Below are 12,300 nucleotides of genomic sequence, written 5' to 3'. Positions count from 1 at the left end.
TAGCTTAATACAGGCAAAACAAAGCTTTTTTGGCAAAACAGCCCTAAAACAGAAAAGCCGGTATAAACCGGCTTTTCTGTTTTAGGGCTGTTTTATTTAAATCTCGGTTAAATCATCTTCTTTCTGATGCAGCCAGCTCAGGTTGTACAGATCTTTACGGCGGTCTCTCAGGTTTCTAACGCTACCGGTGGTGTTCAGGTCTTTGAGCAAGTCCAGGTCCAGGTCGGCAATGAGGGTCATCTCGGTATTAGGAGTAGCCTCCGCGATGATGGCATCGTGGGGGAAAGCCACGTCTGAAGGCGAGAATACCGCCGATTGGGAGTACTGGATGTCCATGTTCTCTACCCTTGGCAAGTTCCCTACGCTGCCCGTGATGGCCACGTAGCACTCGTTTTCAATGGCCCGGGCCTGGGCGCAATGGCGTACCCGCAGGTAAGCGTTTTTGGTATCGGTCTGGTACGGAACGAAGAGGATTTTCATGTCCTGGTCAGACAGCATCCGAGCCAGTTCCGGGAACTCCACATCGTAACAGATCAAAAGACCCACTTTCCCGAAATCGGTGTCAAAAATGCTCAGCTTGTTTCCTCCGCGCATCCCCCAATACTGAGATTCATCGGGGGTTACGTGCAGCTTGTACTGTTTGTCATACGTTCCGTCGCGGCGGCAGAGGTAGCTCACGTTGTGCAGCTTGTTCTCAATATACTCCGGCATGCTGCCCGCGATGATGTTGATGTTGTAAGACAGCGCCAGGTGAATAAGCCGCTCCCGGATACCATCTGTATATTCCGCTAGTTTCCGGATGGCCGCCGAGGGCGATTTCTCATCGGAAAGGGCCATGAGGGGCGCATTGAAGAACTCGGGGAACATCACTAAGTCCGCTTTGTAGGAACTCACGGTATCCACGAAGAACTCCACCTGCTGCTCAAAATCCTCCAGGGAGGTCATCTGGCGCATCTGCCACTGGATTACCCCAATCCGGACAACGCGCTTAGTACCACCCACCAGGGTTTCCTTTTCCTCATAGTAGACGTTGATCCACTCCAGCAAAGAGGCATAGGCCTTTGATTCCTTGTCCTGGGGCATGTACCCTCTAATGATTTTCCGGACGTGGAAGCCGTTGCTGAGCTGGAAGGTAAGGATAGGATCATAGATCTCCTTGTTACGGACCTGCTCAATGTACTTGCCGGGCGTCATCTTGTCTGAATGCTCTTTGTAGCCAGGAATACGGCCCCCCAGGATAATGCCCCGCAGGTTAAGGTTTTCGCAAAGCTCTTTCCGGGCATCGTACAGACGACGGCCCAGACGTAGGTTGCGGTATTCTGGGTGTACAAACACGTCTACGCCGTAGAGGGTATCGCCATCATTGTCGTGGGTGTCGAATTTACCTCCGCCGGTTATTTGTTCGTAGGTGTGCTTGTCGCCGTACTCAGGGTAATTGACAATGATGCTGAGGGCCGCGGCCACCACCCGGCCTTTGTCCTCAATACAGAGCTGGCCTTCGGGGAAACGTTTGAGCAGGGACGAGAATTCTTTCTGGGTCCAGGAGCCTCCAATGGTGGTGTACACCAGCTCCATGATTTGTTTTACTTCCTTGTAGTCTGAGGTGGTAAGCTGACGAAGGATTAACTTATGTTCGGTATTTTCACTCATTTTGATTCGGATTCATCTGAATTGCTTTCCATCCTCTTGGTCCGAAATTAGAAGACGATGTCCTTCTATTTCTAATGGATTAACAGCGAGAAAAGCAATCTGACAGGGTTACAACTGGTAAGGTGCTCGGTTAAGTTGAAGGTATACGGGTTTTGCCTTTTTTTATCTAAAGCGGGCTTAAAAAGCAAAACACAAACTTGATTATTGGCTTTTTGCCTTTTCTTAACACCAAACGTCACACATTAATTTCAGGGATTTCACCTTCTATGGTTAATTTTCCCTCGGTGGCAGCTTGAATCTGCTCCACAGTTACGCCCGGGGCCCGTTCCAGCAACTTGAAACCATTCACGGTAACTTCCAGCACCGCCAGATCGGTGACAATCTTCTTCACGCATTTTAGGCCGGTAATAGGAAGGCTGCAGTTTTTCAGAAGTTTGGATTGACCGTCTTTGGAGGTATGCTGCATGGCCACGATGATGTTCTTGGCAGAGGCCACCAAGTCCATCGCTCCGCCCATGCCTTTTACCATTTTACCCGGAATTTTCCAGTTGGCAATGTCGCCGCGCTCCGATACTTCCATGGCCCCAAGCACCGTTAGCTGCACGTGCTCACCCCGGATCATGCCAAAGCTTTCCGCGGAGCTGAATAGGGCGGAGCCGGGTAAGGTGGTGACGGTTTGTTTCCCGGCGTTGATCATGTCAGGGTCCACTTCGTCTTCGGTGGGGAAGGGTCCCATGCCCAGCAATCCGTTCTCGCTCTGAAGCACCACGTTCATCCCCTCGGGAATGTAATTGGCCACCAGGGTAGGAATCCCGATGCCTAAGTTCACATAGTATCCTTCCTGCAGTTCCTGCGCTATTCTCTTGGCAATGCCGTGTTTATCTAAAGCCATTATTTTCTTTTTTGTGAGGTGAATTAGGAAGAAGCCCGAACGGTTCTCTGTTCAATGCGTTTTTCGTAGTTTTTGCCCTGGAAAATGCGCTGGACGTAGATGCCGGGGGTATGGATCATGTTAGGATCCAGTTCGCCCACGGGTACCAGTTCCTCCACCTCGGCGATGGTGATCTTGCCGGCAGTGGCCATCATGGGGTTGAAGTTGCGGGCGGTTCCTTTGAAGATGAGGTTTCCGGCCGTGTCGCCTTTCCAGGCTTTCACCAGAGCAAAATCGGCTTTGAGCCAGGTTTCCATGAGGTACATCTTTCCGTCAAACTCGCGGCTTTCTTTTCCTTCACCTACTTCAGTGCCGTAGCCGGCCGGGGTGAAAAACGCGGGAATGCCTGCCCCACCTGCCCTAATGCGCTCGGCCAGCGTTCCTTGTGGAATCAATTCAACCTCTAGTTCGCCGGAAAGCAGTTGGCGTTCAAACTCGGCGTTTTCGCCCACGTAGCTGGAGATCATTTTTTTAACCTGCCGCCGCTGTAACAGCAGCCCGATGCCAAAATCGTCTACGCCGGCGTTGTTGGAAATACAGGTAAGGCCTTTGATGCCCCGGCGTAAAATCTCCTGAATGGAATTTTCCGGAATCCCGCATAAGCCGAAACCTCCCAGCATGAGGGTAGCGCCATCGGGAATATCCTGACACGCGGAGGCAGCATCTGGTACCACTTTGTTTATCATAGAAGTAGAAAGTACGTGGAGTGTATGGATCGATAATTTGGTTAAATGAACTGGGATTGGGTTTTTAGGCCATTTTCCTAAAGCTAGGCTTGAAATAGAACAGATTTAGGGAATTCGCCGCACCGACATTATGCCTCCAAAGTAAGCCATAGGTATATAAATGATCAGCGAGACGACCGTAAACCAAAGCGGGTGCGAGAAGGCGTATAGGTTAGCAATTCCAGCAGCTAGCAAAAATCCACCTACTAAAACCGCATGTAGAATCCGTCTGAAATGGGCCACCCTGCCTGCTACCATGCCCCCGAAGAAAGAACCCAGGGCATACCCCAGCAGAACCATCAGCAAGGCCCCTGTGGGCGCGTTGTTCAAAGTAGCCGCCACAACATCGGGGTTTGCCGGGTTCCCGGTCACCAGCAGGGGATAGAGCTGATGGCTCATGTATTCCACCAGGCTAATGGTAAATACGCCAATGGCGATTCCGCCTAAAACCGCCAGAATGCTTCTGAACATAGCACAGTCTTGTATTAGATGACAAACCAATGGCAGGCTTGCTTCCCTACTGTCTTTTTCGTGAAAGCCCGAGGTGAAGTTACGGATTTACCTGATTTATCCTAACACCTGTAAGGCGGCGACCTTGTCCAAGTGGAGTTGCTGGGTAAGCGCTTCCAACCCATCGAACATTTGTTCCGGTCGGAGGTAGGAGATAAAAAAAAGGGTGATTTCTTGGTCGTACAGGTCACCGGAGAAATCAAAGAGATTAACCTCAATGGTTTGGCGAGTGCCCTGCACGGTAGGATTGGTGCCGATGCTCAGCATGCCCTTGAAGGTACCGGAAGCAGTTTTAACCTGAACGGCGTAAATGCCCTGGGCCGGTACCAACTTCAGTTTTTCCTGGGGTTCTACGTTGGCAGTAGGATAGCCTAAGGTACGACCCAGTTGTTTGCCTTTCACTACGGTTCCGGTGAGCGAGTAAGGTCTGGCCAGATAGCGGGCTGCGGTTGCCACATCGCCGTGTTCAAGGGCAGTTCTGATTTTGCTGGAACTCACTCCCACTGCGTCAATGTCCTGACGCGGAATCTCTTCCACGGTAAAGCCATAGCGGGAGGAATTCTTTTGCAGGTAATCAAAGCCTCCCTCACGGTTTTTCCCGAACCGATGGTCATACCCGATCACCAGTTTTTTGGTCTGGATGGCTTCGATCAAAATCTGCTGGATGTACTCTTCAGACGAGAATTGAGCAAATTCCCTGGTAAACGGAAGAAGCAACAGGTAGTCAACCCCAAAAGCCCGGAGGGCCTCAATCCGTTCTTCAATGGTGGAAAGCAGGCGCAGTGAATCGTCTTCAGGGTGCAGTACGGTGCGGGGATGAGGCCAGTAGGAAATCACCACACTCTGGCCGTGGTCCTGGCGAGCCGCTTCTATGAGTCTGGAAAGGATTTTCTGGTGGCCCACATGGACTCCATCAAACGTGCCGGAAGTTACCACGGCATGCGAAAGGGAAGGAAATTGGCTAAGCTCCCGGATGACGATCATGGTGCGCCAATTGTTTTTCGCGGAGTTCCTGTAATTGATCCAAAGTCATGGCATCCTCTAGGCGGTATTCCCCAATGCGGGTGCGCACCAGTTTAGAAAGGTAAGCCCCACATCCCAACTTCAGGCCGAAATCACGGGCCAGGCTACGGATATAGGTTCCCTTGGAGCATACTACTTTGAAGTGAACCTGGTTACCTTCTACAGCCGTAAGCTCAAACTGTTTAATGGTGATGCGCTTAGATTTGATTTCCGCCTCCTCGCCACGGCGGGCCAGGGCGTAGGCTCTTTCGCCGTTCACCTTCACCGCTGAATAAATGGGCGGGGTCTGATCAATTTCCCCCAGGAAGGAATCAGCCGCTTCTTGGAGCATCTCAGGGGTGAGGTGATCGGTTGGTTGGGTGCTGTCAATCTCGGTTTCCAGGTCGAAAGAAGGGGTTGTGTGACCCAAGACAAACGTGCCCGTGTATTCTTTTTCCTGGGCCTGGATCTCTTCAATCCGTTTGGTGAACTTACCGGTGCACAGAATCAGAAGTCCGCTGGCCAAAGGATCTAAGGTACCGGCATGGCCTATTTTCTTGATGCGGAGCGCGAACTTGGTTTTCTTGACCACATCAAAGGAGGTCCAGGTAAGGGGCTTGTCCATCAGGAGAATGGCCCCTGCCTCAAAATCATAAGGAGTTTCCTGCATCAGATCAATTGTAAATCAACTCCCATGGAAAGTAATAACAGAATCACCAACCCCACTACAATGCGATAATAGCCAAACAGCTTGAAGCCGTATTTGGTTAAAAAGTCCACAAAGAACTTAATGGCAGCCATGGCTACGATAAAGGCTACTACGTTCCCCACCAGAAGTACCTGCCATTCCTGGGCAGTAATGGATTGGAAGCCCGCCTGGATTTTGGGTAAGTTGAACTTGAGTACGTCAGAGATTTCCAGGTGCAGCAGGTCTTTGATGACGCTGTAAACGGTAGCGGCCAGCATGGTGGGCACAGCCATGAAGAAAGAGAACTCCGCCGCAGATTTACGGGTCATGTTCTGAGTTAGGCCACCAATGATAGAGGAAGCCGAACGCGAAACCCCTGGAATCATGGCAATGCACTGGAACAAGCCAATCACAAAGGCGTTTTGAAAGCTGGGTGTGGTCACCGGGTTTTCTTTTACCTTAAACCAACGGTCGATAAAAATCAGTAGAATACCGCCAAGAAGTAAACTGATGGCGACAATCTCAATGCGTTCCAGCATGGAGTACACCAGGTCCTTCAGCAGGAAACCAATGGCAAGGGCAGGAACCACCGCCACCATCAGCTTTTTATAGAAATCAAAGGAATTGATAAACCGCTTCCAATACAGCACCACCACCGACAAAATAGCCCCGAACTGAATAGAGACCGTGAACATTTTGGTAAACTCAAAGGCGCTGATGCCCATCAGGCTGGAGGCGATCACCATGTGCCCAGTAGATGATACTGGTAAAAACTCCGTCAACCCTTCCACTATGGCCAGGATGATGGCTTGCCAGATACTCATTTAAACGTTTTTGCGGGGTTTCGCCAGAATGGCGAAGAATTGAATGATGAAACCAATGACCAATACAATAGGCCCTAGCGTGAGCCCTAAAAAGCCATATCCATAAGGTTCTGTGTCCAGGGCCATGAGAATGAAGCCGATAGCCATCACCAGTAACCCAAACAACATGATCTGGTAATTGCGTCGCCCGAACGAGAAGAAAGTGGGGGTTTTGTTTTCCATAAAGGATAATGTCTTTAATATAAATCGTCTAATGAGGCCCGGAGGTATTTCTTAACTGCCCGGTAAGAGCTAAAAAAGCCCAATACCCCGCCCAATAAAAGCAGGGAAGTCATCAAAATGAGCATCTGCTTCTCATCTCTGAGCAGGTACAATTCACTGATCTCGTGATAGGCGTACTGAAGCAGCCCAAAAAGCAGGATAGAGGCCATTGCCCCGCTCACCAAACCCTGGAACGTAGCCCGGTTCAAAAAGGGCCGCTGAATGAAAAACGACGTAGCTCCCACTAACTGCATGCTCCTGATGAGGAACCGCTGAGAGTAAAGGGCCAGTTTGATGGTGTTGTTGATGAGGATGATAACCACCAGCACCAGAATGGCCGCAAACGAAAGCAACACAATGCTCAACCGGCGCAGGTTATGGTTGATGGAGTCAATGAGGCTTTCTACGTAGTCTACCTCGTACACACCCAGGGTGTTCTGCAGGTCGGCTTTGATGGTTTTAAGCTGGTCTGAGTTGGCAAAATCTGGGTTGATGCGCAGGATGAAGGCATCTCGGAGCGGGTTCTCGCCCAGGAACGTCAGGAAGTCCTCGCCGCTTTCGTCAATGAATTCCTTGGCCCCTTGCTCTTTGGACATGAACAGGACTTGGGGTTTGTTTTCATCGTAGGCGATGTACTCCTTGCGAGCCAGCGTCTTTTTCAGCTTATCGATTTCTAAAGGAGACATATCGCGGTCAAGGTAAACCTGTACCTCAATGTTCTGTTTCACCAGGTTAGAAAGCTTGCCAGCATGAATGAGCAGGAGCCCAAATGAACCAATCACAAACAGCGCCAACGTGATACTGAAGATCACCATGGTGTGCGGGTAATTGCCAAGCTTTTTCTTGCGGGTATGTTTGAGCGGTTTAGCAGCCATAGAAACGTGTGCCGGCAAAAATAGTAATAATTTAGAAGAAGAAGGGCCGGACCCGTGTTTTTAACCTAATTTCTGTAAAACAGCCTCTAAACAGAAGCCCACGGGCTAGGCATCTGTTTGGTTTATTCCACGGCCTTCAAGGCCACAATTACGAAAGGTGCTTTGGAACTGTTTTCCTGAAAACTGGCCTAAAACAAGATTAGAGGTCCTGTAAGGTAGTAGGCGCATCGTCTTCCAGGCGGATCATTCGTTCGCGTTCGGCGGCACGCTGGGCTCGTTTGCTTAGTTTCCGGCGCCGGAAAAGCTCCCCGAACCGATCAAAGTTGGCCTGGTGCAGGACGCTCACCGTCTGGCGGCTGGCGGTGGCATTCGCCTCGAAGTCCCGCGGGGTGGTTTCATAGGTGGCCCTTAGGCGTAACTGACCGCTTTGGCTTAGGTAATATTCCACTGACCAGTCGCCGGCGGCGGTGGACCGGTTGCTGCCCAAGCGGTTGTTGTTCACGCTGCCCTCACGGGTAACTTTCAGGCGGCCTTCCAGGAAAGTGTAACTTAAGCGCAGCTGCACATCGTCCAGCACCTGGTTTCCGTAGCCGCTTACCCCAATGTCCACTTCCAGATTGGTGTCAATCTGCGAGAGCCAGTAACTCAACTGGTTGGAGAAAAGCTCACCCACGCTGCTGCCCAGGTCACCTACGCCCAAGCCAACCTGTAATTCATCCTGCGCCGAGAGGCGTTTAAAGGCCAAAAGCGAGAAAACCTGACGGTTCAGTTCCTGTTCATCGTTCCGGATGTTGTTCAGGTAACGCGTGATCTGGTCTTCCAGAAGGCTGGGCGTGTCATTGAACTCCAGGTTGAGCCTGATCTGCGGAGTGGTCAAAGGCCCGTCCAGGTCCATCACGGCCGTTACCGGGTACCGCGACCGCGCCGCCGCCGATTGTTGCTGCTGCTCACTCAGATCGGCTAGAATTGGAGCAAGTGAAACCCGCTGGGTGTAGGTGGCCGTGATCTTCAACAGCCCATCCAGCGGATTCCCGTTCCAGGTGACAGTGCCGCCCGGACGTACGTTGAATTCCTTGTTTATAAGCCCCAGCATGGTGAAATTGTAGCGCCCCTGCACAATCTCGTAGTTGCCGTACATGGCGAACTCTCCGCGGGTGTCAATCTCCATCCGGATGTTGCCCCTTCCTTTCCCTCGGATAATGTCTCCGGTGCGTTCATCGAAAATCAATTCTATGTAGGCATTCTCGTCCACGTCCAGGTTGAAGTTCAGCCGGATGCCGCTCAGGTCTACGCCTTTCTTAATCAATGGGGTGGCGGTTCCGGCGCTGTCCTGCTTGGCGGGGTTGTTGTTCACGAACGAGATAAAATTCTGCCTTTCCAGCGACGAGGTGTTGTCCAGGGGAATGGCAATGGAGGTGTTGTTCTCACTTCGGGCGGTGATGTTAACCTGCAGGTTAGAGGTAGAACCCAGCGCGGTGACTTCGCCGGAGGCAAAGGCTGTTCCGTAATACAAGGGGTTGTCGGCGCGGGTGGTGTTCAGGACCATGAACCGATTGAACCGGGCCCTGAGGTCCAGCACCATGTTCTGAAAACCATCGTGGAAAATGCCCCCGTTCAGGATCGCCACGTTGTTGTAGATGTCCCTTATGCGCACGTTCTGGAAGGAGATGTCATTCTCGGTGAAGAAAACCCGGTCTGAGAAGGTGTACTTGGTTTTAAGGTAGTTGAACACAAAGGAACCCTCTGTCACCATGACCGAGCCTTTTAGGACCGGTCCCGAGAGTTTCCCTGAGATGCGGACGCGCCCATCCATAGTGCCGCCCAGGTCAGACATAATGGTTTTCAGCACCGGCTCCACCAGCTTCATCTGGGCATCGTCCAGCACGGCAAGTAAATCCAGTTCTTCTTTTCCGCCGCTAGGGGTATAGGTGCCCGTAAGCGACAGCACTTTCTTGTTTTCCCGGCTGATGCCCAGGTCAACGTTCATGCGGTGCAGGCGGCTTTCCCATTGGGTGGTGCCGGCTACGTTCCCAATCAGTTGGTTCCCGATCATGAAGGTGTCCACGGCCAGGGTGGAAGACATCTGCATTTCGTTGTACAGGTCCCGAAGTTGCAATTGGGCGTTAAGGCGGCCGTCAATTTTGTCGGGGAGGAGCGGGTTCAGGTTCTCCAGGCGGAAGTTGGCCAGACTCACGGTCAACAAATCCTGCGGATTTCTGGAAAGCACTCCAAAAATGTTCACGCTCTGCGGCCCGTTGGACAAGGTCACGTTCTCGAACCGCATGGCGCCGTCATTGTACACGATGGTGTTGTTTGGCGAGATGTTCCAGACTTTGTCCAGCACGTTAATGTTTGACCGGTTGAAAACCACCGCTATCTGGTCGCGCTCAAAAGAAACGTTACCCGAAATATTGGCCCGGTTGGTAGTGCCCGTCTGGGCGATGTTGCTGGAGAAACTGATGAGGCGCTCACTCCAAACCCCTTCCACGTACAGCTTCTCGGTGTCGCCGGCATTGCCCAGTTTTTGCCGCTCCGAGGTGACCACGGCATTGGCCAGCACGTCTGGGGTATTCCAGAGTTTGGAGGAGGTGATTTCGAGATTGTTTGAGTAAAACTCATTCTTCCCGTAAAGGATGGTATCTATCTGGCTTATAAGGGTTAGTACCGAAGTAGGGCCGTTCCGGAAAGTGCCTTCCATGGTAGAGAAATCAGAGATGGAAAGGTCAGGGGCGAAGGCGTGCAGCACCGGATTGATGTGCCGCAGGTGTACGTCCAGATTTACCTCATAAGACGCGGGCGGAACCGGAGATTTCCGGCGGTAGTAGCTCTCAATCCTGAGCGGGTTGTTCTCCAAGTTCAGGCGGTATTCCTCGTACAGCGTCTGCAGATCCCGGAAAAAGGTGGAGTACAGGAAATTGCCTCCGGCCTTCAAGGCCAGCACCTCAGAGCCCACATGGAGTTCGCGTATGCCGTCATGGAAATGCGATTCTATGGTGAGCGAATCAATGCCCACCTGCTTGCCGCCGTACAGGAGTTTGGTGTTCTTGAAGTTGGCCAGCCCGTAAATCTCATCTAACTTGATGCCCGTGAAATCTACATCGGCGTTGGTGGAAAGCACAATTCCCTGCTCCGTGAAGCCCAGGGCGCGTAGATCGGCGCTTTTGATGTTGGTCTTGAGGTCAAACACCTGGCGGTTGTTCTGCAGGTTGATCTGGCCGCTGGCCGCCATTTTCAGGTTAGGGTCGTTGATGCTGAGGTCTCCGTTGAAGGTCTGCCGGCTCAGGTCTGCGTTCACCACAATGTTCCGGAAGTTGTAGTTGTTCAGGTTCAAGGCATTGATGGTGGCATCCACATTCAGGCGGGCCGAGGCCAGACTGAAACCGCTGCCGGTCACTCTTCCGTCCATGGCCACCCGTTTGAGCACGCTGCGATCACCCAAAAGGCCACCCACATCAAAACCGTTGGTTTTCAGGTAGCCGCGGTAAGCAGAACGGTCAATGTTGTTTTTATCGAACTTGAGGTTGATATCGGAAACCACATTACCCAGGGCGCTTTGGAACGCCCCGTTCGCCACAAAGTCATTGTAGAACCCAGTGAATTCGCCTTCAAGCGTCACCGTTCCCGCTCGGGCTGCCATGTCATAGGCTTTCTTGGGCAAGAACTTCTTTATGTCGCGGGCATTAATAGTGCTTCGCTCCAGGTTCAGATCTGCGAAAGTGTTCTTGAAGTTGGGCAAACCATCTGCCGAGATATCACCTTTGATGTGGGTGTATTGGCCATAGCGTACGTCAATGCCCTCGGCCCGGAAGTTCTTTACTTTCCCCTTCACCTTGCCGGAAAGCAGCACCTTTTCGTTCACGTCTTTGAGCACGGGAGCAAACAGCGCGATGTCGTCTGAGGTGACATAAGTGCTGTCAAATGTGGCCGTTACGTTCATGCTGTCGTTGAACTCCTTAAAGTTCCAGAAGATGCGGTAATCAAAGCGCACGTACCTGGCCAGGTGACTGTTGTTCACGCGCAAATTCAGGTTGGCCCACTCCCAGAAGGTAGGAGCGAAGGTCATGCGGGTGTCCAGGTCCTTGAGGTAGGTTTTAGACCTTCGGTCCATGGTGGTGAGGCTGGTTACCACCGTCTGGATGGTGTCTCCTTTGAGGCTGATTTCAGAAAAACGGCCATTAATCCGCTCCAGATCCATGTGCTGGTAATCCAGGCCGTAGTCGGTGCGGGGGATGTTGAAGTTATGGTAGGTGAAAAGCCCATCCTTCAGGACTATCTCGTCAATCTTGAAATCGAAAGGGGTTTTAGCCTTGGTGGTGTCTTTGGTGACCAGGTTAGAAAGCGCCGTAATGAACGTGCTCATGTTCAGGGTGTCGGTGCCTTCGTATTTGATGAGGTTGGCCTCGGGCCGGGTGAGGGTGAGGGAGGCGATGTGGAGCCGGTTGGGTTGGAATTTAGCCCAGGGAAGCACCACTTCCCGTTTCCCGAACAACGGGATGTGCAGCGGATTCGATTTGAACAGTTGGAAGAACCCAATGTCGGCATCGGCTTGGCCCACGTAGAAAAGGGTCTTTTTCTGGCGATCCAGCACCCGCACCTCGTTTAGCAGCACACTCTTGAAAAACCTGACGTCTACTGTCCCGATGGTGACCTGGTGGTGGATGGTTTCAGAGAGGACGCTGGCGGCTTTTCGGGCCACTTTGGTCTGAACAGAAGGAAAACGCAAAGCCAGGGCGAGCCCCCCCACCAGTAGAACCACCACGATTAGCACGCCCAGGATTATTTTTAACAGAGCTTTTGCTATAACTTGCGGATAGTTTTTCTTTTTTTCTTGCGT

General features: G+C 51.9%; 10 protein-coding genes. All 10 read right to left on the bottom strand.

Annotated elements, in window-relative coordinates; genetic code table 11:
* Positions 1–96 precede the first annotated feature (96 nt).
* Complete coding sequence (locus EFB08_RS20275; protein ID WP_123128806.1) at positions 97–1,650, bottom strand: bifunctional GNAT family N-acetyltransferase/carbon-nitrogen hydrolase family protein; 1,554 nt, start codon at positions 1,648–1,650, stop codon at positions 97–99.
* 235 nt (positions 1,651–1,885) lie between these two features.
* Positions 1,886–2,542, bottom strand: coding sequence for a CoA transferase subunit B (locus EFB08_RS20270; protein ID WP_123128805.1), 657 nt, complete (start codon positions 2,540–2,542; stop codon positions 1,886–1,888).
* 23 nt (positions 2,543–2,565) lie between these two features.
* Positions 2,566–3,267 carry a CoA transferase subunit A gene (locus EFB08_RS20265; RefSeq protein ID WP_123128804.1) on the bottom strand — a complete coding sequence of 234 codons (702 nt, stop codon included), beginning with the start codon at positions 3,265–3,267 and terminating at the stop codon, positions 2,566–2,568.
* 105 nt (positions 3,268–3,372) lie between these two features.
* Positions 3,373–3,777 (bottom strand): hypothetical protein, encoded by a 405-nt coding sequence (locus EFB08_RS20260; protein ID WP_123128803.1) that lies wholly within the window; start codon positions 3,775–3,777, stop codon positions 3,373–3,375.
* A 96-nt stretch (positions 3,778–3,873) separates the two neighbouring features.
* On the bottom strand, positions 3,874–4,800 hold the full coding sequence (locus EFB08_RS20255; protein WP_123128802.1) for a bifunctional riboflavin kinase/FAD synthetase: 927 nt from the start codon (positions 4,798–4,800) through the stop codon (positions 3,874–3,876).
* The gene (gene truB, locus EFB08_RS20250) at positions 4,778–5,488 is read right to left on the bottom strand and encodes a tRNA pseudouridine(55) synthase TruB (RefSeq protein ID WP_123128801.1); all 711 of its coding nucleotides are present in this window, start codon (positions 5,486–5,488) and stop codon (positions 4,778–4,780) included. The genes EFB08_RS20255 and truB overlap by 23 nt, the downstream gene beginning before the upstream one ends.
* On the bottom strand, positions 5,488–6,330 hold the full coding sequence (locus EFB08_RS20245) for an undecaprenyl-diphosphate phosphatase (RefSeq protein WP_123128800.1): 843 nt from the start codon (positions 6,328–6,330) through the stop codon (positions 5,488–5,490). Before EFB08_RS20245 ends, truB begins: the two co-directional genes overlap by 1 nt.
* Entirely contained in the window at positions 6,331–6,552 is a 222-nt protein-coding gene (locus EFB08_RS20240) for a DUF3098 domain-containing protein (protein WP_123128799.1), read from the bottom strand.
* Positions 6,553–6,566: 14 nt separating this feature from the next.
* Positions 6,567–7,466, bottom strand: coding sequence for a cell division protein FtsX (locus EFB08_RS20235; RefSeq protein WP_123128798.1), 900 nt, complete (start codon positions 7,464–7,466; stop codon positions 6,567–6,569).
* Between the two features lie 199 nt (positions 7,467–7,665).
* Positions 7,666–12,234 carry a translocation/assembly module TamB domain-containing protein gene (locus EFB08_RS20230; protein WP_125077818.1) on the bottom strand — a complete coding sequence of 1,523 codons (4,569 nt, stop codon included), beginning with the start codon at positions 12,232–12,234 and terminating at the stop codon, positions 7,666–7,668.
* Positions 12,235–12,300 lie beyond the last annotated feature (66 nt).

It is taken from the genome of Rufibacter latericius (assembly GCF_003721515.1).
Taxonomy (GTDB): Bacteria; Bacteroidota; Bacteroidia; order Cytophagales; family Hymenobacteraceae; genus Nibribacter; species Nibribacter latericius.
The sequence above is the reverse complement of the archived record's forward strand: the minus strand, read 5'-3'. Positions and strand labels throughout refer to the sequence as shown.

Coding starts and splice junctions, on each gene's coding strand:
- EFB08_RS20275 (WP_123128806.1), bottom strand. CDS start 1,650: ATGAGTGAAAATACCGAACATAAGTTAATCCTTCGTCAGCTTACCACC.
- EFB08_RS20270 (WP_123128805.1), bottom strand. CDS start 2,542: ATGGCTTTAGATAAACACGGCATTGCCAAGAGAATAGCGCAGGAACTG.
- EFB08_RS20265 (WP_123128804.1), bottom strand. CDS start 3,267: ATGATAAACAAAGTGGTACCAGATGCTGCCTCCGCGTGTCAGGATATT.
- EFB08_RS20260 (WP_123128803.1), bottom strand. CDS start 3,777: ATGTTCAGAAGCATTCTGGCGGTTTTAGGCGGAATCGCCATTGGCGTA.
- EFB08_RS20255 (WP_123128802.1), bottom strand. CDS start 4,800: ATGATCGTCATCCGGGAGCTTAGCCAATTTCCTTCCCTTTCGCATGCC.
- truB (WP_123128801.1), bottom strand. CDS start 5,488: ATGCAGGAAACTCCTTATGATTTTGAGGCAGGGGCCATTCTCCTGATG.
- EFB08_RS20245 (WP_123128800.1), bottom strand. CDS start 6,330: ATGAGTATCTGGCAAGCCATCATCCTGGCCATAGTGGAAGGGTTGACG.
- EFB08_RS20240 (WP_123128799.1), bottom strand. CDS start 6,552: ATGGAAAACAAAACCCCCACTTTCTTCTCGTTCGGGCGACGCAATTAC.
- EFB08_RS20235 (WP_123128798.1), bottom strand. CDS start 7,466: ATGGCTGCTAAACCGCTCAAACATACCCGCAAGAAAAAGCTTGGCAAT.